Below are 20,678 nucleotides of genomic sequence, written 5' to 3'. Positions count from 1 at the left end.
GGCGACCGCCCGGTCGTGATCGTCCGGAACGGCGTCGCGTAGGCTGGACGGCGTGATACTGCGCACGTCCGCGGTGCGGGTGCTCGACGACAACGACCGGGCGGAGGTGCTCGCGCTCTGCGACGCCGACCCCGTCGCCAACGTCTTCGTCTCCTCACGCGTCAGGTCGGCCGGGCTCAACGCCGCCCGGCTGGGCGCGCAGATGTGGGGGTACGGCCCGCGCGGCGCGCTGACCTCGGTCTGCTACGCCGGGGCGAACCTCGTGCCGGTCGCGGCCGGACCCGACGCCGTCCACGCGTACGCCGACCGGGCACGCCGCCAGGGCCGCCGCTGCTCGTCCATCGTGGGCCCGGCGGACGCCGTACGCCTCCTGTGGGACCTGCTGGAGCCCTCCTGGGGCCCGGCGCGGGCGATCCGCGCGGCCCAGCCGGTCATGGTCATCTCGCGGCCGCCGCTGGTCGAGCCGGACCCGCTGGTGCGCACGGTGCGGCTGGAGGAGTTCGGCATCGTGGCGCCGGCGTGCGTGGCGATGTTCACCGAGGAGGTCGGGGTCTCGCCCGACAACGGCGACGGCGGCGCCCTCTACCGGGCCCGGGTCGCCGAGCTGATCCGGATCGGCCGCTCGTTCGCCCGGATCGAGGACGGCCGGGTCGTGTTCAAGGCCGAGGTCGGGGCGGTCACGCCGTACGCCTGCCAGGTGCAGGGCGTGTGGGTCCACCCGGACCTGCGCGGGCGCGGCCACGCCGTGAGCGGCATGGCGGCCGTGGTGGACCTGGCGCTCAAGCACATCGCCCCGGCGGTCACGCTGTACGTCAACGACTTCAACGCCCCGGCCCGGGAGGCCTACCGCCGGGTGGGTTTCGAGGAGGTCGGCACCTTCATGTCGGTGCTCTTCTGATCCGGTTCCCGGCGGCTCCCGGCCGGCCGGTAGCCTCTCGGCATCATGCTCGAACACGTCACCGCGACCAGATACGTCACGCCCCTGCGGGAGGGCGGGTCGTTGCCCGGCATCGTCGAGGCCGACAACCTCGGCACCTACGTCGTCAAGTTCCGGGGGGCCGGGCAGGGGCGGCGCGTCCTCGTCGCCGAGATCATCTGCGGTGAGCTGGCCCGGCGCCTCGACCTGCCCACGCCCGACCTCGCGCTCGTGGACCTGGACCCGGAGATCGGCCGCCGCGAGCCCGACGAGGAGATCCAGGACCTCCTGGTCGCCAGCGCGGGCCTCAACCTGGGCGTGGACTTCCTGCCCGGCTCGTTCGGCTTCGACCCGCTGGTCTGGAAGGCCGACCGCGAGTTCGCGAGCCGCGTGGTGTGGTTCGACGCGCTGATCCACAACGTGGACCGCTCGTGGCGCAACCCGAACCTGCTCGTCTGGCACCGGCGCACGTGGCTGATCGACCACGGCGCCGCGCTCTGGTTCCACCACAACTGGCGCACCGCCGACGCGTCCCGCCCGTTCGACGCCTCCGACCACGTCCTCGGCATGTTCGCCAACGACCTCGACGGCGCCGACGCGGCCCTGCGCCCCCGCGTCACCCGCGAGCTCCTGGAGACCGCGGCCGCCCTGGTCCCCGACGAGTGGCTGGCGGACGAGCCCGGGTTCGACGGCCCGGACGCGGTCCGCGAGGCGTACGTCGACCACCTCCTCACCCGCGCGCCCAAGGTCCGGGGGCTGATCAAGTGAGCCGCGACGTCTTCGAGTACGCCCTGATCCGCGTCATCCCCAGCATCGAACGCGGCGAGGTCGTCAACGCCGGGGTCATCGTCTACTCCCAGCCCCGGGCGTACCTCTGCGCGAAGGTCCACCTCGACGAGCCCCGTCTGCTCGCCCTGTGCCCGGCCGTGGACGTCGAGGGCGTCCGCCGCGCCCTGTCGGCCTACGAGCTCGCCTGCCACGACGAGGAGGGCCCGCTCCGCGAGGAGTCGCTGGGCTCCCGCTTCCGCTGGCTCACGGCCCCGCGCAGCACGATCGTCCAGACCGGCCCCGTCCACTCCGGCCTCACCGAGGATCCCGAGGGCGAGCTCACCCGCCTCCTGGACGCCCTCGTCCGCTAGCCTCCCCGGCCCGCGCCGTCGTACGGCGGGCGGGGTCAGGGGACCCCGGTGGCGGTGCCGGGCGGCTCGCTGGTGCCCGCGGCCTCGCCGATGACCAGGGTGAGGGCGGGGGCCGAGTCGCCGGGGGCGCAGGCCGTGGGCGGCGGGTCCTGGGAGAGGACCCTGCCGTGCTGGGACTGGTCCCCGATGACGCGGGTGATCGCGACGGGGGAGAAGCCGCGCTCGCGGGCGGCGGACTCGGCGGCGGCGCGGGTCTGCCCGACGACGGAGGGGGCGAACCTGCCCTTCTCCGAGACCGTGAGGGCGACGTGGCTGCCGACGTTGACGCGGGTCCCGGCGGCGGGCGAGGTGGCCAGGACCTCGCCCGAGGGCTGGGACGAGCAGCGCTCGGTGACCCCGCCGGGCTCCAGCCCGCTCTGGCCGAGGCGGGCCCCCGCGGCGTCCGTGGTCAGCCCGACCAGCGGCGGCACGGCGGTGCCGTACGAGACCCACAGGTCCACCCGGGTCCCGGCGGGGACGCTGACCCCGGCCCGGTGGGACGCGCGGAGCACCCGGCCGAGGGGCTGCCCGGAGTCCTCGCGCCGGACCCGGCCGGGCGTCAGTCCCGCGTCCCGCAGGCGCTCGGCCGCGGCGGCCCGGGTCAGCCCGGCCACGCGGGGCACGGTGGCGCTCGCCCGGCCGCCGGTGTCCCCGCCGCCGGGGGAGGGGGTGGCCGATGGCGTGGACCCCTGCGGCGCGGGCGGCACGGCGGAGCGCGGGTGCGCCGCCGACGTGGGCCCGGACACGGTCAGCCCGTCGAACGACCGGACGCCCGGCAGCACCAGGTAGGCCACCAGGGCGCCGGCGGCCAGGACCGCCCCGGCGGCGGCGATCAGCACCGGGCGGGCCCGCCGCCACCCGCCGGCCGGGGGGAGCGTCGTCTCCGGCGGCGTGTCCGCGGCGGCGAGGTGGCTGGCCTTGCTGAGCACCGCCGAGGTGTCCAGCCCCCGCGCCACGTCCGCCCGCCCCGCGGCGCCCGCCGGGTTCGCCGGGTGCGCCCGCGCGGCGGCGTCAGGCCGGCCCGGCGGTGTCGCGCGAGGCGCGGGCGGCGGGGCGACGATCTCGTCCTGGCCGAGCAGGCAGAGCAGCACCTGCCGGGCCCCGGGCCGCGCCTGCGGGTCCTTGGCCAGGCAGGCGGCCACCAGCTCGCGCAGCGCGCCGGACAGCTCGCCCAGCGCGGGCTCGTCGTGCAGCACCCGGTTGAGCACGGCGTGGATGGAGTCCTGCCCGAACGGCGGCCAGCCGTTCGCGGCGTAGGCCACCGTCACACCCCAGGCGAACACGTCCGCGGGCGGCCCCGCCGCCGCGCCGGTCGTCTGCTCCGGGGCCATGAACGAGGGCGTGCCGAGGACCTGCGCCGTCGTGGACGAGGTGGCCGACAGCGCCCGCGCGATCCCGAAGTCGATCACGCGCGGGCCGTCGGGGCCGAGCAGCACGTTCTGCGGCTTGAAGTCGCGGTGCACGATCCCGGCCTGGTGGATCGCGGTGAGCGCGGTGGCCGTGCCGATCGCCAGGCGCTCCAGTGAGCCCCCGCTCAGCGGCCCGCTGAGGGCGACCCGGCGGTGCAGCGACTGCCCGTCGATGTACTCGCTGACGATGTACGGCCGGTCGCGGTCGATGTCGGCGTGCAGCACCTGCGCGGTGCAGAACCGCGCGACGCGCTTGGCCACGTCGACCTCGCGCAGGAACCGCCGCCGCGCGGTCTCCTCGCCGATGAGCGCGGCGTGCAGCAGTTTCACCGCGACCTGATCGCCGCTGGGCGCCAGGCCGAGATAGACGACCCCCTGCCCGCCTTCCCCCAGCCGCCCCGTGAGTTCGTAATCCCCAAGACGCGAGGGGTCGGTGGGCTTCAAGGGCTGCGCGTGCGGCATTGAAGCCTCCTCGATGGCCCTGCGGTATCAGCATCTCGGGGCCGTCCTGCGGACGCAACCGACTCGCATCACTTCAAAGGCAGGCAAAAGCCCACACGCTCGATAACAATCGCGAAACAGGGCCCTCCCGGGGCCGGCCGGGAAAACGATCAGAGAAAACGTTTCGCGTATTCATCCAAGATCGGGAGAACCCGGTCCGCGGGCGCCGAGGGAAGGTCGCAGACGACCTCCTTGATCCCCATTTCCGCGAAATAGGCGAGTTTCCCCTCGCTCGGCCGGGTCCCCACCGGCACGACCTCGGGCTCGCCGTCCCGTCCCGCCGCCGCCCACGCCTCGCGCAGCGCCGGCAGGGCCTGCCTGATGCCCTTGCCCCCGATCGGCATCCAGCCGTCGCCGTACTCCGCGACGTGCGCGAACAGCTTCGGCCCCGCCCCGCCACCGAGCAGGATCGGCACGTCGCCCACCGGCTTGGGCCAGGACCACGAGGTCTCGAAGCGCACGTGCTCGCCCTCGAACCCGAACTCCTCCTCGCGCCACAGCCCGCGCATCGCGAGCACGTGCTCCCGGGCCACGTCGCGGCGCGAGCCGTACGGCACGCCGTGGTCCTCGATCTCCTCGACGTTCCAGCCGAAGCCGACGCCCAGCGTGAAGCGGCCCCCGGAGAGCAGGTCGAGGGTGGCCACGGCCTTGGCGGTCACCAGGGGCTCGCGCTGCGCGGGCAGCAGGATGCCGGTGCCGAGGCGGAGGCGCGAGGTGGCGGCGGCGGCGAACGCCAGCGCGACCAGCGGGTCGAGGCTGCGCTTGTAGTGGTCGGCCAGCTCGGCGTCCCCCGTGGCCGGGGGAGTGCGCCGGGAGACGGGGATGTGCGTGTGCTCGGGGACGTACACCGAGGAGAAGCCGCGCTCCTCGGCCGCCCTCGCCAGTTCGGCGATGGGCATGGAACGGTCGGTGGCGAACATCGTCACACCTAGACGCATGGATCCTCGCTCTCCGGGGTGACCCGTATCACTCGAACCAAGCGATTGCTCGGTAAGCTTTCCTAGGGTAGCTTGCCAGGCGTGACCGCAATCGAGCGCCCATGCTTCGCCGACCTCGGTGACATCACGCTTTTCTATACGGACCACGGCGAGGGCGGAACCCCGCTGCTGCTCGTCCACGGCTGGGGCGCCGACTCCCAGGAGTGGGTCTGGCACCTGCCGGCCCTGTCCGCGGACCGCCGCGTCATCGCCGTGGACCTGCGCGGCCACGGCTACTCCACCGCCCCCGAGTCCGGCAACAACCCCCGCCGGATGGCCGGGGACCTGGTACGGCTGTGCGCCCTGCTGGACATCCCCCGCGTCGTCGCGGTCGGCCACTCGATGGGCGCGGTGATCGTCTCCCTCCTGGCCGCCGAGCACCCGGAGCTGGTCGAGGCGGTGGTCACCGTCGAGCCCGGGTACGGCTACACCGGCTTCGTCGCCGAGAACATGCCGGGGATGATCCAGGCGCTGCGCAAGGGCGACACCGGGGCCATCGCGGTGCAGATCGACGAGTGGTCGTACGGCGCGGCGTCGCCGGACTGGCTGCGGCTGTGGCACGCGCGGCGGCTGCGGGCGACCCCGCCGCACGTGCTGATCGAGGCGTTCGAGGCGCTGTTCGGCGGCGACGAGCCCATCGGGCTGCGGCCGCACTCGGACGAGCTGCTGAGGCGGCGCGCGTGCCCGGTGCTCACGTTCTGGTTCGACCCCGCGCAGGCGGACTGGGAGCGGTCGCTGTTCAAGCACCCGCAGTCCAGGGCCGTCGTCTGGGAGGGGTCCGGGCACCGGCTGCACGAGGAGCGCCCGGCGGAGTTCGTGTCCGTGGTGACCCGCTGGCTCAAGACCCTCGGCCGCGCGCCCCGCTCGTGACGATCCCGATCTTCCTGAACACGATCACTAAGGAGAGGTCCCCGTGAAGTTCTCGATCTTCCTCAACCCGCAGATCCCCGGGTCGGGGTACGCCCAGGAGGAGAACGCCCGGGCGAAGCGGCCGATCGGGCGCGACACCGAGTCGTACCAGAGGCTGCTGCACGAGGTGCGAGAGATCGCGGTGCACGCCGACCAGATCGGCTTCGACGCGCTGATGATGACCGAGCACCACTTCCACTCCGAGGGCATGGAGTTCTCGGTGAACCCGCTGATGGTGCTGACGGACCTGGCGGCGCGCACCGAGCGCATCCTGCTGGCCCCGCTCGGCCTGGTGCTGCCCGCGTGGGACCCGATCAGGGCGGCCGAGGACGTGGCGCTGCTGGACCAGTTCAGCAAGGGACGGCTGCGGCTGGGCGTGGCGCGCGGGTACCAGAACCGCTGGATGAACGTGCTGGGCCAGCGCTGGCACGCGGCGGCGGCCAGGTCCGACGGGTCGGCCAGTGACACGCGCAACTTCGACGTCTTCGGCGAAGTACTGAAGATCATGAAGATGGCGTGGACGCAGGAGACGTTGCGCTACAAGTCCGACGTGCTCGACTATTCGGTGCCTTTCCCGTACGAGGGCATCGAGGGCTGGCCGGCGCAGGAGTGGACGCGGACCTTCGGGGCCCCGGACGAGCTGGACGACGAGGGCCGGGTGCGCGCGGTCGCCGTCTGCCCGCGGCCGTACCAGAACCCCTACCCGGAGCTGTGGCAGCCGTTCACGATCTCCGACCGGTCGGTGATCCGGGCCGCGCAGGAGGACATCCTGCCGTGGATGTTCACCCCGAACCCGGACGACCACGCGGCCAAGGCCAAGCTCTACCAGGAGGAGTCCGCCAAGCACGGCCGGAACTACAAACTGGGCGAGCACACCGGCATCCTCAAGATCGTGGGTATCGCGGACACGACCGAGGAGGCGATCAACACCTTCGGCCGCAGCATCCCCAAGGACTTCGCGGCGTTCTTCGGCCCCTTCGGGTACCTGGAGGTGCTGCGCAAGCAGGAGGACGAGAAGCACAAGCCCATCTCTCCCGAGAAGGGCGACGCCAAGCGCATGAACGAGGTGGAGATGGCGCTGTTCGGCACGCCGGACGACGTCAAGCGCGGCATCCAGCGCATGCTCGACCGCATGCCCGACCTGGAGTGGTTCGGCCTCTACATGCAGGGCCAGCAGGGCGTCCTCCCGCTCGACACGGTCAAGCGCAACCTGGAGCTCTTCGCCACCAAGGTCATCCCCGAGTTCCAGGACTGACCCGGGGCCCCGGTAACCCTCCCGTGATCTCGCCGCCCCGGCCCCGGCGCCACCCGAGGCCCCGCCGTCTCGATGGACGGGGGCGGAATCGCAGATCACGGGCGAGGGGAGGGGGATGGGTGAGGCACGGAGGGGGCGGGGCGTTGGCCGTACGTCTGGGACCGGTGCGGGCCGGTGGACTTGGGAGGGATGGGCATGCGCTTCTGGCTGGGGGCGTCGTTCGTGGACACCGGGGAGTTCCTCGGGCTGGCGCGGGCCGCGGAACGGTGCGGGATCGACACGCTGACGCTGTCGGACCACGTCTTCTACGCCGACTACGAGTCGCCGTATCCGTACTCCCGGACCGGGGCGCCGCGCTGGGACGGCGAGACGCACTGGCCGGACGTGTGGGTGACGATCGGCGCGATGGCGGCGGTGACCTCGACCCTGCGGTTCGCCCCGAACGTCTACATCGCCCCCGCCAGGGACCTGTTCACGGTGGCCAAGGCGGTGTCCACGGCGGCGGCGCTCTCCGGTGACCGGGTGACGTTCGGCGTGGGCGTGGGCTGGTGCAAGGACGAGTTCCTGCAGACGGGCCAGGACTTCCACACGCGCGGCCGGCGGCTGGACGAGATGATCCCGGTGCTGCGCGAGCTGTGGACGGGCGAGACGGTCGAGCACCACGGGACGCACTACGACTTCCCGCCGCTGTCGATCCGCCCGGTCCCGGCCGGGCCCGTGCCGGTGTACGTCGGCGGCGACAGCGACGCGGCCCTCCGCCGCGCGGCCCGCCTGGGCGACGGCTGGATCGGCAACCGCGTCTACACCGGGGAACAGCTCGACGACGTCCTCGCCCGCCTGCGCCGCTACCTGTCGGAGTACGGCAGGGCGCCGGACTCGCTGGAGATCGTCGCGGGCATCGCGGCCCTCCCCGACGCCGAGACGTACAAGCGCTTCGCGGACAAGGGGGTCACCGGCACCCTGTGCGCCCCCTGGTGGCTGGCCACCGACGACGACAAGCGCGCGTACGGCGAGGGCCTGGTGCTGAAGGAGGCCCTCCTGGAGCGCTTCGCGGAAGACGTGATCGCCAAGATGTGACCGCCCAGATGGGACCGCCCAGATGTGACCGCCCAGATGTGACCGCCGGCCCGCGGGCGGCGAAGGGGCGGCGCGGGTGGCCGGGCTCGGTCACGGTCCTCCCCGGGGTGCGCTGGTGCGCCGGGAAGCGTCGCGGGGTCAGCGCCAGACCAGGCGGTGCCGCGCCTCGCGGACACGGAGCATCAGCGGGCCGGTGGTGTCGCCGATGTAGGTGCGGGGGAGGGCGTGCGGGTCGTCGCGCGCGGTGGGCCAGGTGGCGACGGCGTAGGCGTATCCCGCCTCGCGGACCGCCGCCACCTCGCGGTCGCCGAGGGCCCCGTAGGCGTACGCGAAGCCGTCCACCGGGCCCCCGACGACCTCGGCGAGGAGCTCGCGGCTGCGGGTGACCTCCTCCTTCAGCGCGGCGTCGTCCACGGCGGGCAGGGCGACGTGGGTCATGCCGTGGGAGGCGACCTCCATGCCGGCGTCCGCGACCTCGCGCACCTGCTCCGCGGTCATCAGGTCCTTGCGCGGGGCGGGGTCGTCCCACCGGTTGTGCCCGCCGAACAGGCCGGGGAGGGCGAACACGGTCGCGGTGAACCCGTGCCGGGCCAGGATCGGGACGGCCGTCGCCGCGAAGTCGGCGTAACCGTCGTCGAAGGTCAGGCCCACGAGCCCGCGCGGCGACGGGGCCGCGAGCAGCTCGCGCATCGAGACCCCGCGCAGGCCGCGGCGGCGCAGCCACGTGAGCTGGCGGTCGAAGCGGTCCGGGGTTACGGTCACCTTGTGCGGATCGTGATCGTATTCGTCGATCGAGTGGTACATCCAGATCAGCGGCTTCCGGCTCATCCGGGCTCCCTCTGCGGCGTCCTCCATCCATCCTTACGGAAAGCGCCCGCATGAGCGATCCCTCAGTGGCGGTGATCGTCCCCACCCTCGGCGACCGCCCCACCCTCCTCGCCGAGACCCTGGCCTCCGTCGCCGCCCAGGACTACGGCGGTGAGATCACCACGGTCGTCGTCCACGACCGCGCCGCCCCCGACCCGGCCCTCGCCGCGGAGCGGGTGATCCTCGTCCCCAACGACCGCGCCCCCAACGCCGCGGGCGCCCGCAACGCCGGGGTCCTCGCCGCCCCCGAGACCGACCTCGTGGCCTTCTGCGACGACGACGACGTGTGGCTCCCCGGCAAGCTGCGGGCCCAGGTGGCCGCTCTGGCCGGGCGCCCGGGCGCCTTCTTCGCGGCCTGCGGGGAGGCCCAGCTCTTCCCCGGCCACACCGTGGACCGGGTCCTGCCCGCCCGCCAGATCACCTTCGCCGACCTGCTCAGGGACCGCCTCCCCGAGGCCGGCTGCCCGTCCTTCCTGGTACGGCGGGCCGCCTTCCTCGACCTGGGCATGTTCGACGAGGAGATCCCCGGGGCGTACGGCGAGGACTACGAGCTGCTGCTGCGGGCGGCCCGCCGCGCGCCCGTCGTGTACGTCCCCGAGGTCCACGTCTACGTGCGCATGCGCGGCCAGTCCCACTTCGCGCAGGACTGGCCGACCATCGCCGCCGCGCTCACCTGGCTCCTCGCGCGCTACCCCGAGTTCGAGACCGCCCCGCGCGGGCACGCCCGGCTCGCCGGCCAGATCGCCTTCGCGCACGCCGCCCAGGGCCGTCACCGGCAGGCCCTCCGCTGGGCCCTCCGGTCCCTGCGCGCCCGCCCGCTCGAACCGCGCCCCTACGCCGTCCTCGCGATGGCCGCCCGCCTCGTGACCGCCCCCTGGCTCATCCGCCGCCTCGAATCCCGCGGCCTCGGCTTCTGAGCCCGGGCCGCTGCCGGCCGTACGGCTGGGCCGCTGGCCGTATGGCTGGGCCGCCGGCCGTACGGCCTCAGCCGAGGTAGGCGGCGCGGACCACCGGGTCGTGGCGGACGACGGACGGGGGACCGGCGGCGATGACCTTGCCGAGGTCCAGGACGACCAGGTGGTCGCAGGTGTCCATGACGAAGCCGACGTCGTGCTCGACCAGGAGGACCGTGGTGCCGAGCCCGCGGACGATCTCGCCGAGGCGGGCGGTCTGGTCGGCGTCCAGGCCGGAGGTGGGCTCGTCGAGGAGGAGCAGCGACGGGCTCGCGACGATGGCGCGGGCGAGCTCCACCAGGCGGCGCTGCCCCACCGGGAGGGACGCGGCGTAGCTGTCGCGCAGGTCCGCCAGGCCGCAGCGGGTCAGGACCTCCTCGGCGCGCTCCCGCCGCCGGGACTCCAGCCGGCGGCGGGAGGGCCAGGCGACCAGGTCGGCCGGGAGCCCCCCGCCGCCGCCCTCCCACTCCAGGGCGGCGAGCACGTTGTCCCGCACCGTGAGCCGGCCGAAGACCTGCGTGCGCTGGAACGTGCGGCGCAGCCCGCCGCGGGCCCGCCGTACGGCGGGGACGCCGGTGACGTCGCGGCCCCCGACCAGGACGCGCCCGGCGGTGGGGCGGCGCAGGCCGGAGATCACGTCGAACAGGGTCGTCTTGCCCGCGCCGTTCGGGCCGATCACGCCCCAGCGCTGCCCGGCCGGGACCTCGAAGGACACCTCGCTCAGCGCCTTCACGCCGCCGAACGCCACCGACACACCCTCGACCGCGAGAGCCGCCGTGCTCATCAGGACACCCCCAGGTACGCCTCGGCCAGCCGTTCCGCGTCCACCTCGTCGCGCGGGCCGGTCCACACGATCCGGCCCAGGCGCATGAACGCCACGCGGTCGGCGATCTCCAGCGCGGAGGTCGCCTTCTCCTCCACCAGCACCAGCGCGACCCCGCGGTCCCGCAGCTCGGCGAAGATCTCGAAGATCTGGGCCACGACCAGCGGCGCCAGCCCCAGCGACGGCTCGTCGGCCACGAGCACCCGGGGCGGCCGGATCAGCGCCGGGGCCAGGGTGAGCAACTGCTGCTCCCCGCCCGACAGGGCCCCGGCGAGCACGTCCCTCCGGGCCGCGAGCTGCGGCAGCCGTTCGAAGGCGCGTTCGCGGTCGGCGGCCTCCGGCAGCCAGGTCGTCAGGTTCTCCTCCACCGTCAGCGCCGGGAACACGCCCCGGCCCTCCGGCGCGAGGAACAGCCCCTCCCGCGCCCGCCGGTGCGCGGGCCAGCCGGTCACGTCCGCGCCGCCGTACCACACCCGCCCGGCCGACACCGGCAGGTCCCCGGCGGCGACCGCGCAGGCCGTGGACTTGCCCGCGCCGTTCGCCCCGAGGAGCGCGACGACCTCGCCCGGCCGGACGGACAGGTCCACGCCGCGCAGCACGGTCACGTCGCCGTAGCCCGCGACCACGCCGTCCAGCCGGAACACCGCCTCCGGGTCGGGCGGGGCCGCGGCCTGGGGCTTCTCCTCGGCGATGGCCTCGGCCCGCTCGCGCCGGGCGCGCCGCCGCCGCAGCCGGTACCGCTGCTCGGCCATCTGCGCGAGCACCCCGTCCGGGTGCTTGGCCAGGATCATGCCGCCGAGCCCGAACAGGATGGCCCCGATGTGGGAGGACAGCTCCCACCCGGCCAGCAGCTCGGGCGTGACGGCCGCGATCACGCCGCCCAGGACGGCCCCGCCGAGCCGCCGCACGCCCTGGAGCACGACGACCGCGAGCCAGACGAACCCGCTGAACGCCGGCAGGTCGGTCGCGGTGATCTGCCCCTTGAAGATCGCGAACATGACCCCGCCGAGCCCGGCGATCGCCGACGCCAGCGCGAACAGCATGATCTTGGTCCGGACGGAGGACACGCCCGAGGTCTGCGCCGCGGCGGGGGCGCTGCGCACCGCGAGGATCGCCCGGCCCGACGCCGACCGCTCCAGGTTGCGGATCAGCAGCCCGACCAGCCCGATCAGCGCGAACAGCAGCAGCACGCGCACGCGCGGGTCGTTGGTGTCGGCGAAGCCCAGCGACACCGCGGGCAGCTCCCACCCGATCGTGCCGTTGCTGAAGGCGTCCACCTGGAACAGCACCTGGTCGGCCAGCAGCGCGAGCGCGAGCGTGGCCAGCGTCAGCACGCGCCCGCCGAGGCGCAGCGCGGGCAGCGCCACGATCACCCCGACCGCCGTGGCCCCGAGCACGCCGAGCAGGATCGCCACCGGCAGCGGCAGCCCCGAGGAGAACGCCCACCCCGTGGTGATCGCGGCCATCGCGGCGAACGAGGCCTGCGCCAGGTTCACCATGCCGCCGATGCCGGTGACCACGATGAACGAGCAGAAGACGAGGGCGAGCACGAGCCCCTGGACCAGGACGCCCACGAGGTAGTCGTCCGGGGGACGCGTCATCGTCCAGCCGATGGCCAGGGCCGTCGCCACCGCCCACGGCGTCACCCGCCGCCAGCGCGGCAGGCCGGCCAGGTAGTCCGGGGGCGGCGCGTCCTCGGCGGCCGACCCGGCCACCCGCTCGCGCGACCGGTTCAGCAGCACGAGCCCGCCGAACAGCAGCAGCACCGGGACCGCCGTGCGCAGCCCGGTGACGTCCTCGGCGAAGTCGGCGTACCCGGCCACGAGGTTCTGCACGACCCCGAGCCCGAGCCCGGCCGCGAAGCTCATCGGGATCGACGCCAGCCGCCCGAACACCGCCGCCGTCGCCGACACGAACAGCAGCACGGTGAAGGAGTTCGGGCTGAGCCCGAGCACCGGCAGCGCCAGCACCCCGGCCAGCCCCGCCAGCGCCGAGCTGAGCGACCACGCGAGCGCCGAGGTGGCGTCCGCGTCGATCCCGCGCAGCGTGGCCAGCCGCCGCCGGTCCACCGCCGCGCGCATGCGCAGGCCGTACGGCGTGCGCCGCAGGAACACCCAGAGGCCGGCGGCCACGAGCACCGCGAACACGAACGTGACGAGCTGGTCGGAGTCGAGTGGCAGCCCGCCGACCGGCTCCCACCTGGTCTGCGGGTACGGCCCCAGGCCCCGCACGACCGCGGTCTCGTCCGCCTTGGGCAGGCCCAGCGGCTCGTGGGCGAGCTCGACGATCCACAGGCCCAGGGCGGGCAGCGCGATGGTCAGGCCGATGGTGGCCACGATCTGCGCCGTCTCCCCGGCCTGCGCCAGGCCCCGGAACATCAGCTTGTGCAGGACGTATCCCAGCGCGGGGGCGAACAGCCCGGCGGCGGCGAGCCCGGCGAGCCAGGTGGGCCAGCCCAGGCCGGTCGTGAGCTCGAAGAACACGAGCGCGGTGAGGAACCCGATCGCGCCGTGGGCGAAGTTGAACACCCCGGTCGCGGAGTACGACAGGGTCAGGCCCGAGGCCATGACCGCGAAGATGGCCCCGGTGACGAGGCCGCTGAGGATGTAGCCGATCAGCTCCGACATAGCGCCCAATCCGCCTTACGTTCGCGCCATCGGTGAGTTGCGGGGGCCGGTCCGGGCCGAGGTGGTTCGCGGGGGCCGGTCCCGCCGTGCCGGGCCCGGCCCCCGCGTGCCGCCCCCACCGGCCCGCACGGGCGGGAGCGGCACGTCAGCGGGTCGCCCGGGCTACTTGAGCGTGACGTTGTCGAAGCACTTCATGTTCTTGAGCACCTTGAACACGCCCCCGTCGAGCTGGACGAGCGCGCCGCAGCCGCTCGGCTCGGTGTGGTCCTTGGGGTAGCGCACGCGGCCGAAGCCGGGGTTCTCGTAGGTGAACGAGCCGTTCGCGGTGGCCAGGAACCTCTCCCGGGTGAGGTCCTTGCCGGTCTGCTCCAGCATCTTCAGGAAGATGTCCGCCGACCAGTAGCCGATCGCGTGGTGCTGGGTCAGGGTCACGCCCTTGCCGGCGACCTTCTCCACGTCGGCCTTGAGCCGGGCCATCTCCGGGACCGTGGACTCGAAGGGCTCGAACATGGGCGCGGCGATCACGCCCTCCATCGCCGCCTTCGTCGCGGGGTCCGCCAGGATGCGCGCGTCGTAGCTGGTCGCGTCGCTGATCGCGCCCTTGTACCCGGCCTTCTTCAGCGCCGCGTACAGGCCCATGTTGAACTTGGTGCCCGCGATGATCGAGACCACCAGGTCGGGCGGCCCTCCGGCGTCCGACTTCATGATCTTGTTGATGTACGGCAGCCAGTCCGGCGGGGGAGCTGCCGAGGGCAGGGCCGAGGAGATCCCCACGATCTTGAACCCGGCCGCCTCGAACGACTGGGAGATCGTGCGCCCGCCGTACTTGCTGCCGCTGGAGTCCGTGGTCTGGACGAACACGGTCTTGCCCGCCGAGCCGCCCAGGTGCTCGGCGACCAGCCGGCCCCACCAGGTCTGGGAGCCGGAGCCGGGCTTGGGGGCCAGGCAGCCGTTGTAGCCGAAGCCGACGGTGGTGGCGCACCACTGCGGGCCGGTGGCCCAGCCGAAGAACGGGACGCCCTGCTGCTGGAGGAACTGCGCGCCGCCGAAGTTGGGCGCGTGCACCGGGACCAGGGCGAACACCTTGTCCTTCTGCACGAGCTTCTTGGCCGCCGCGTCGCCCTTGGCCGCGTCCTGGTTGTCGTCCTCGGCGCCGATGAACTCGATCTTCCGGCCGTGCACGCCGCCGGACTCGTTGGCCCGCTGGAACCGCGCCCTGGCCCCGATCTCGGCGTCGGTCGTGGAGTACCCGGTCGCGCTGGTCTTGGTGAGCACGCCGCCCACCCGGATCGTGGTGTCGGTGACGCCCTGGGACCCGCTTCCGCTCGCGGTCCCGCCACCCTTCTTCTCGGCCGCGCAGCCCGTGATCGCCAACGCGAGCACGGCCGTCATCGCGATCACCCGGCGACGCCTGACAGGTCCGCCCATGTCCCACTCCATCCGCGCCCACGCGCTTCGGCGCCCCCTCGCCTCCGCCCGTTCTTACTTGCCCTAGCGCTCGCTTGGTTCGGTCAGCGTAGGTTCGCCGCGCGCGGGAAGTCAATGGCCGGACGTCACCCAAGCAAGTGCTTGCCCGCCTAACTGGCCGGGGCTAGTTTGTACGGCATGCTGATGCGTGCGGCGGTGCTGACGGACTTCAAGGCGCCCATGGAGATCCGCGAGGTGGAGATCGCCGACCCCGGCCCCGGCGAGGTGCGCGTGAAGATCGCCGCCTCGGGCGTGTGCGGCTCGGACATCAAGGCCCTGGACGGCAAGAGCCCGGTGGTGCGGGAACTGCCGTTCGTGCTCGGCCACGAGAGCGCCGGCGTCGTCGAGAGCACCGGCCCCGGGGTCTCCTCGGTCAAACCGGGCGACCACGTCATCATCTCCATGAACGGCCCCTGCGGGCGCTGCCGCAACTGCGGTTCCGGCCGCTTCCACCTGTGCTCGGGCCGTACGCGCATGGCGGCGATCGCGGGCCTGATGGGCGACGGGACGACCCGGCTCAAGGTGGACGGCAGGGCCGCGCGGCCGATGATCGGGATCGGCTCGTTCGCGGAGTACGCCGTGGTCAACGAGCCCATGTGCGTCAAGATCGACCCGTCCGCCCCGCTGGCCGCGATGTCCCTGCTGGCCTGCGGCGTCGTGACGGGTGTCGGGGCCGTCCTCAACGTGGCGAGGGTCGAGCCGGGCTCCAGCGTCCTGGTCGTCGGCTGCGGCGGCGTGGGGCTCAACGTGATCCAGGGCGCCACCCTCGCCGGCGCCACCACGATCATCGCGGCCGACATCGTCCGGTCCAAGCTGGACCTGGCCCTCCGCTTCGGCGCCACCCACGCGATCCTGTCCGAGGACCTGCCCAAGCAGGTCGGCGAGATCGTCCGCGGCGGCGCGGACTACGCCTTCGACGTCACCGGGGTCGCCTCGGTCCTGGGCGACGCCTTCGCCGCCACCAGGCCCGGCGGCACCACGGTCATGGTCGGCAGCCCGCCGTCCGGCGAGCCCCTGTCGATCCCCCCGGGCCTGCTGTTCGGCTCCCGCCGCCTCGCCGGCACCCAGGGCGGCGACGCCAGCCCCGTCCGCGACCTGCCCATGCTCGCCGACCAGTACCTCCGCGGCCGCCTGGACCTGGACGCCCTGATCACCGAGCGCCTTCCCCTGGACCGCGTCAACGAGGCCGTGGACCACGTACGGCGGGGCGCCGTGGCTCGCAGCGTCATCGTCTTCGACTGAACCGCGAGGGCGCGCTGAACCGCGAGGGCGCGCTGAACCGCGAGGGCGCGCCGCGCGTGGGCGCGGCGCGCTCGGGGCGGGCTACTTGGCGGGGTGGACGTGCTTCTGGAGGTCGTCGAGGATGAGGCCGGCGGCCGTGGGGCCGATGCCGGTCATCCAGATGTCGTCGTCCACCACGTGGGCGTTGCCGGACTTGACCGCCTCCAGGGTCTTCCAGAGCGGGCCCGCGGCCGCGGCCTGCTGGTCCTTGGCGGCCTGGGCGCCGTACGCGCTGACGAACAGGACGTCGCCGTCGGCCTCCTTCAGGCGCTCGGCGCTCAGCTCGGCGAAGCGCTTGTCCTTGGCGTCGGCCAGGAGCTGGTGCTCGGGGCGGCCGATCCCGGTGTCGGCGACGACGATGCCGGAGAAGGACTGCGGGCCGTACATCCGGATCGTGCCCGGCATGAAGCGCAGGATGCTGACCTTGACCTTGGCCGGGTCGCCCAGCTTGGCCCCGAGGTCCTTGGCGCGCTGGTGGTAGCCGGCGAGGACCTTCTCGGCCTCGGCCTTCTTGTTCAGGGCGTCGGCGTCGAGGAGGAAGTTCTCCTTCCAGGTGAGGCCGACCTTCTCGGTGAACACGGTCGGGGCGATCGCCGCCAGCTTGGGATACAGCGCCTCCTGGCGGAACTTCGAGCCCAGGATCAGGTCGGGGCGCAGCTTCTTGATGGCCTCCAGCGACGGCTCCTTCAGCGTGCCGACGGGCTCGACCTTCTGGAACCGCTCGCCGAGGTACGCCGGCCAGCCGGTCTGCTGGTCGCCGCGGGCGGCGCCGACGGGGGTCAGGCCGAGGGAGGCCATCGTGTCGAGCTTGTCGGTGTCGAGGACGACGACGCGCTTGGGGGTCTCGGGGACCTTCGTCTCGCCCATCGCGTGCTTGACGACGCGGGTCGGGCCGGTGGCCTCGGCGCCGCCGCCGCCTCCGCCGCAGGCGGCGAGGGAGCCTGCGGCGATCAACGTGGCGAGTACGGCTCCGAGCCGGAGGCGGAGGGCGGCCATCTGTTCCCTTTCGTGGTGCTTAGGTAAGGCATGCCTAATGTAGTGCTTGATCGGCGAACCTCACGCCGCACCCGATCCCGGAGCGCCTAGCCCGGCCCCCGCTCCCGCGCCCCGGACCCCGAGCCGCCCGCTCCCGAGCCGCCCGCTCCCGTGCCTCGTGTTTCCCCGTGCCCCAGCTCGGCCAGCACCTCGTCCGTGTGCTGGCCCAGGCGCGGCGCCGTACGGCCCGGGGCGCACACGTCGGCCGAGAAGTCGCACGGCCCGGCCACCACGTCGCCAAGGATCGCGCCGCTCGCTCGCACCTGCGGGTCCGCCAGCACCTCCTCGACCGTCTGGACCGGGGACCACCACACCCCCGCCGCCGCGAACCGCTCGGCCCACCCCGCCCGGGGCAGCCGCGCGAACTCCGCGTCGAGCAGCGCCGTCAGCTCCGCCCGCCGCGTCGCGCGTACGGCGGGCGTGGGGAAGCCGGCCGCCCAGGGCGGGTCGCCGAGGGCCGCGAGCAGCGCCGGCCAGTGCCTCCCGGACTCCAGGCCGAGCAGCCAGAACCAGGACCCGTCCGCCGCCCGATAGGGGTTGACCAGGGGATTGGGCATCGTCTCCCGGGTCATCACCGGCATGGCCGCGCCGGTGCGCAGCACGCTCGTCAGGTCGGAGGCGAGCGTGAACGCGCCCTGCCGCAGCAGGGAGGTGGTCACGAGCTGGCCGCGCCCGCCGCGCTCCCTGGCGTACAGCGCCGCGCACACCGCCGCGGCCAGGGCCATCCCGGCCGGCCGGTCGCCCATGCCTCCGCGCGGCATCGGCGGCGGCCCGCCCGGCGCGGCGAGCTGGGCCGCGATCCCCGCGCGCGACCAGTACGACCCGACGTCGTACCCCGGCGCGTCCCGGTCGGGCCCGTCCAGCCCGTGCGCCGTGAGCAGCGCGTACACCAGCCGGGGGTACGGCCCGGCCAGCGCCTCGTACGCGAGCCCGAGCCGTTCCAGGGCCGGGACGCGCAGGTTCGTGACGAACACGTCCGCCCGGGCGAGCAGGTCCCGCATGCGCGCGGCCCCTTCGGGGGAGCGCAGGTCCAGCACCACCCCGCGCTTGCCCCGGTTGCTCGCCTCGAAGGTCGGGTTCACGGCCGTGTCCCCGAGCGTCGCCGAGAACGCCCGCTGCGGGTCCCCGCCCGGCGCCTCGACCTTCACCACGTCCGCGCCCCAGTCGGCGAGCACGCAGGCGGCGGCCGGCCCCGCCACCCAGATCCCCAGCTCGACGACGCGCACCCCCGCCAGCGGCCCGCTCACGTGAAGAGCTGCCCGGCGTTCACGTCGATCGTCGCCCCCGTGGTCGCCGCGGCCCGGTCCGACGCCAGGAAGATCACCGCCCGCGCCACGTCCTCCTCGGTCGCGATCCGGCGCAGCGCCATCCGCTCCACGTCCCCCCGGTAGACCTCCTCGTACGTGGTCCCGGCCTCCTTGGCCCGGGTCCGCATCCAGTCCTCCAGCACGTCGCTGTGGATCCACCCCGGCGCGACGCAGTTCACGCGCACGCCGTACGGCCCCAGCTCGTCGGCCAGGCAGTGCGACAGCAGGTGCGCCGCGGCCTTCCCGGCGGCGAAGTCGCTGCGCCCGGCGTACCCCTTCCGCGACGACATCGACGTCACGTTCACGATCGACCCGCTCCCGGCGGCGACCATGTGCGGCGCGACGAACCGGCAGGCCAGCAGCGTCCCGTAGGCCCCGATGTCCACGGCCCGCCGCCAGCCCGCGAGGTCGTCGTCGTCCATCTCCAGCACGTTCTTGCGGTGCGTCCCCGGGAAGGCGGCGTTCACCAGCACGTCGATCCGGCCGAACTCGGCCATCACCCGCCCGGCCAGCCCCCGCACCGCCTCGGCGTCCGTCACGTCGGCCGGCACCGCGAGCGTCCCCGGCACCTCGCCGGCGATCGTCTCCACGACCTCGGCCCGCCGCCCGGACACCACGACGCGCGCCCCGTCCTCCGCCATGAGCCGCGCCAGGGTCCGCCCCAGCCCCGGCCCCGCCCCCGTGACCACCGCGACCTTCCCCTCGAGCAACATCCCCCGACGCTACCAACCGATCGCTTGCTTGTCATCGCCGCGCGGGGCGGGTGAGCGGGCCCTCCCGTGGGGTCCGGGCCGGTGTTACCGTACGGAAAACCAAGCGATTGCTCGGTGTCGCGTGGAGGGTGGTGGGGCCGTGAGGTTCGGGGTGCCGCTGGGGCTGTTGCATCCGGACGCGTGGCGGGACGTGGCGGTGGCGGCGGACGAGCTGGGGTTCGAGTCGGTGTGGCTGGCCGAGCACCTGGTGTTCGCCACGGACCTGTCGCTGGCGGCGTATCCGGGATCGGACAAGCCGGGGATCAGGCCGGCCACGCCGCTGTTCGACGCGACCGCCTACCTGTGCCTGCTGGCCGGGCTGACGTCGCGGGTGCGGCTGGGGACGGCGGTCCACCTGTTCGCGCTGCGACATCCGTTCGTGTCGGCGCGGGCGTTCGCGACGCTCGACCAGGTGTCCGGCGGGCGGGCGATCTGCGGGGTCGGCGCCGGGTGGTACGAAGGGGAGTGGGTCGCGGCCGGGCTGGACTTCGCCACGCGCGGGGCGCGGCTCGACGAGGCGCTGACCGTGGCGCGGCGGCTGTGGACGGAACCGGCGGTCGCGCACGAGGGGCGGTTCTACCGGTTCCCCGAGGTCGCCTTCGAGCCCAAGCCGGCGCAGGAGCGGCTGCCGGTCCTGGCCGGGGGCGAGTCGCGCGCCGCGCTGCGCCGGGCGGCCACGCTGTGCGACGGCTGGATCAGCATGCCGCACACCCTGGAGAGCGTCCGTCCCCAGCTCGACGCCCTCGCCGAACTGCGCGCGGGCCGCGAGGGCCCGTTCGAGGTGACCGTCCACGCGTACGCGCTCTCCGGCCCCGAGGAGGTCGCCGAGTGGGCGAAGCTCGGCGTCGACCGCCTCATCGTCCGCCCCTGGACCCGCAGCCGCGACGCCCTGGCCGCCCTGCCGGAGTTCGCCGCCCGGTACGGCCTCGCGTAGCCCCTTCCCCGGGTACGGCGGGCCGGGGCGCTCCGATCGGAGGACGCGCGGAGGCGGCGGGCGGGGCATGATGGCGGGCATGAGCGACGAAGCACCCGAAGACGACCTCGACGCCTACGTCGGACTCGACGTCCGCGCCGCCGAGAACCGCGCGGGGGAGCGCGGCTGGGGCATGGTCCGCAAGCTGAGCCCCGGCGAGCCGATGACCATGGAGTACGTCCCGTCCCGCATCAACTTCGTCCTGGAGGACGACGTCGTGCGGCGCTGCTGGCAGGGCTGACCCCGCCATGCGCGGGCATGCGAAGACCCCACCCCCGGGTGGTGGGGATGGGGTCTTGGCCTGCTCTACCGGCCGGGCTGCTCCTGTGAGCGGTCAGGGGCCGCTGGTCAGGAGCGCTTGAGGGCGTCGC

19 protein-coding genes are annotated in these 20,678 nt (G+C 73.9%); 10 read left to right on the top strand and 9 right to left on the bottom strand.

What is annotated here, in order from left to right:
* Nucleotides 1-55: 55 nt before the first annotated feature.
* The 3 genes from D5H75_RS36775 to D5H75_RS36765 are packed head-to-tail and all read left to right on the top strand — an operon-like array spanning nt 56 to nt 2,055.
* Nucleotides 56-898 carry a GNAT family N-acetyltransferase gene (locus D5H75_RS36775; RefSeq protein WP_119931309.1) on the top strand — a complete coding sequence of 281 codons (843 nt, stop codon included), beginning with the start codon at nt 56-58 and terminating at the stop codon, nt 896-898.
* Between the two features lie 45 nt (nt 899-943).
* Entirely contained in the window at nt 944-1,684 is a 741-nt protein-coding gene (locus tag D5H75_RS36770) for a HipA family kinase (RefSeq protein WP_202638869.1), read from the top strand.
* Nucleotides 1,681-2,055 carry a DUF3037 domain-containing protein gene (locus tag D5H75_RS36765; RefSeq protein ID WP_119931228.1) on the top strand — a complete coding sequence of 125 codons (375 nt, stop codon included), beginning with the start codon at nt 1,681-1,683 and terminating at the stop codon, nt 2,053-2,055. The genes D5H75_RS36770 and D5H75_RS36765 overlap by 4 nt, the downstream gene beginning before the upstream one ends.
* A 35-nt stretch (nt 2,056-2,090) precedes the next feature.
* Here D5H75_RS36765 and D5H75_RS36760 read toward each other — a convergent pair whose 3' ends face one another.
* Together D5H75_RS36760 and D5H75_RS36755 are read right to left on the bottom strand one after the other, a co-directional pair.
* Entirely contained in the window at nt 2,091-3,965 is a 1,875-nt protein-coding gene (locus tag D5H75_RS36760; protein WP_119931227.1) for a protein kinase domain-containing protein, read from the bottom strand.
* Nucleotides 3,966-4,114: 149 nt separating this feature from the next.
* Entirely contained in the window at nt 4,115-4,942 is an 828-nt protein-coding gene (locus D5H75_RS36755; protein ID WP_119931226.1) for a TIGR03619 family F420-dependent LLM class oxidoreductase, read from the bottom strand.
* A gap of 81 nt (nt 4,943-5,023) precedes the next feature.
* Here D5H75_RS36755 and D5H75_RS36750 point away from each other — a divergent pair, with 81 nt between their 5' ends.
* From D5H75_RS36750 to D5H75_RS36740, 3 genes are all read left to right on the top strand, one after another.
* The gene (locus D5H75_RS36750; RefSeq protein ID WP_242454732.1) at nt 5,024-5,851 is read left to right on the top strand and encodes an alpha/beta fold hydrolase; all 828 of its coding nucleotides are present in this window, start codon (nt 5,024-5,026) and stop codon (nt 5,849-5,851) included.
* 43 nt (nt 5,852-5,894) lie between these two features.
* On the top strand, nt 5,895-7,145 hold the full coding sequence (locus D5H75_RS36745; protein WP_119931225.1) for an LLM class flavin-dependent oxidoreductase: 1,251 nt from the start codon (nt 5,895-5,897) through the stop codon (nt 7,143-7,145).
* 195 nt (nt 7,146-7,340) lie between these two features.
* Nucleotides 7,341-8,222 carry a TIGR03619 family F420-dependent LLM class oxidoreductase gene (locus D5H75_RS36740; protein WP_119931307.1) on the top strand — a complete coding sequence of 294 codons (882 nt, stop codon included), beginning with the start codon at nt 7,341-7,343 and terminating at the stop codon, nt 8,220-8,222.
* Nucleotides 8,223-8,360: 138 nt separating this feature from the next.
* On the opposite strand, the gene D5H75_RS36735 is transcribed toward D5H75_RS36740, so the two are convergent.
* The gene (locus D5H75_RS36735) at nt 8,361-9,050 is read right to left on the bottom strand and encodes a polysaccharide deacetylase family protein (protein ID WP_202638868.1); all 690 of its coding nucleotides are present in this window, start codon (nt 9,048-9,050) and stop codon (nt 8,361-8,363) included.
* Nucleotides 9,051-9,100: 50 nt separating this feature from the next.
* Between D5H75_RS36735 and D5H75_RS36730 the strand changes: the two genes are divergently transcribed.
* Complete coding sequence (locus tag D5H75_RS36730; protein ID WP_119931223.1) at nt 9,101-10,006, top strand: glycosyltransferase family 2 protein; 906 nt, start codon at nt 9,101-9,103, stop codon at nt 10,004-10,006.
* A gap of 67 nt (nt 10,007-10,073) precedes the next feature.
* Here the strand turns inward: D5H75_RS36730 and D5H75_RS36725 are convergent, their stop codons facing one another.
* The 3 genes from D5H75_RS36725 to D5H75_RS36715 form a co-directional block, all read right to left on the bottom strand.
* Entirely contained in the window at nt 10,074-10,826 is a 753-nt protein-coding gene (locus tag D5H75_RS36725) for an ABC transporter ATP-binding protein (RefSeq protein WP_119931222.1), read from the bottom strand.
* Nucleotides 10,826-13,492: an ABC transporter permease subunit gene (locus tag D5H75_RS36720; protein ID WP_119931221.1), complete on the bottom strand. Its 2,667-nt coding sequence runs from the start codon at nt 13,490-13,492 to the stop codon at nt 10,826-10,828. Before D5H75_RS36720 ends, D5H75_RS36725 begins: the two co-directional genes overlap by 1 nt.
* A 162-nt stretch (nt 13,493-13,654) precedes the next feature.
* Entirely contained in the window at nt 13,655-14,920 is a 1,266-nt protein-coding gene (locus tag D5H75_RS36715) for an ABC transporter substrate-binding protein (protein WP_202638867.1), read from the bottom strand.
* A 177-nt stretch (nt 14,921-15,097) separates the two neighbouring features.
* On the opposite strand from D5H75_RS36715, the gene D5H75_RS36710 reads away from it, so the two are divergent.
* Nucleotides 15,098-16,201, top strand: coding sequence for an alcohol dehydrogenase catalytic domain-containing protein (locus tag D5H75_RS36710; RefSeq protein WP_119931219.1), 1,104 nt, complete (start codon nt 15,098-15,100; stop codon nt 16,199-16,201).
* An 81-nt stretch (nt 16,202-16,282) separates the two neighbouring features.
* Here D5H75_RS36710 and D5H75_RS36705 read toward each other — a convergent pair whose 3' ends face one another.
* The 3 genes from D5H75_RS36705 to D5H75_RS36695 all read right to left on the bottom strand — a co-directional run bounded on the left by D5H75_RS36705 (nt 16,283) and on the right by D5H75_RS36695 (nt 19,295).
* Complete coding sequence (locus D5H75_RS36705; RefSeq protein WP_119931218.1) at nt 16,283-17,236, bottom strand: ABC transporter substrate-binding protein; 954 nt, start codon at nt 17,234-17,236, stop codon at nt 16,283-16,285.
* Nucleotides 17,237-17,322: 86 nt separating this feature from the next.
* Complete coding sequence (locus D5H75_RS36700) at nt 17,323-18,522, bottom strand: CaiB/BaiF CoA transferase family protein (protein ID WP_119931217.1); 1,200 nt, start codon at nt 18,520-18,522, stop codon at nt 17,323-17,325.
* Nucleotides 18,519-19,295, bottom strand: coding sequence for an SDR family oxidoreductase (locus tag D5H75_RS36695; RefSeq protein WP_119931216.1), 777 nt, complete (start codon nt 19,293-19,295; stop codon nt 18,519-18,521). Before D5H75_RS36695 ends, D5H75_RS36700 begins: the two co-directional genes overlap by 4 nt.
* 139 nt (nt 19,296-19,434) lie before the next feature.
* Between D5H75_RS36695 and D5H75_RS36690 the strand changes: the two genes are divergently transcribed.
* Both D5H75_RS36690 and D5H75_RS36685 read left to right on the top strand, forming a co-directional pair.
* A complete protein-coding gene (locus D5H75_RS36690) occupies nt 19,435-20,268 on the top strand; it encodes a TIGR03619 family F420-dependent LLM class oxidoreductase (protein ID WP_119931215.1) in 834 nt (277 codons plus the stop codon).
* 79 nt (nt 20,269-20,347) lie between these two features.
* Nucleotides 20,348-20,548, top strand: coding sequence for an I78 family peptidase inhibitor (locus D5H75_RS36685; RefSeq protein ID WP_242454731.1), 201 nt, complete (start codon nt 20,348-20,350; stop codon nt 20,546-20,548).
* Nucleotides 20,549-20,678: the final 130 nt, after the last annotated feature.

Source organism: Bailinhaonella thermotolerans (assembly GCF_003594875.1).
GTDB lineage: Bacteria > Actinomycetota > Actinomycetes > Streptosporangiales > Streptosporangiaceae > Bailinhaonella > Bailinhaonella thermotolerans.
Note: the sequence above shows the minus strand (reverse complement) of the source record. Positions and strands in the feature narration are given on the sequence as shown.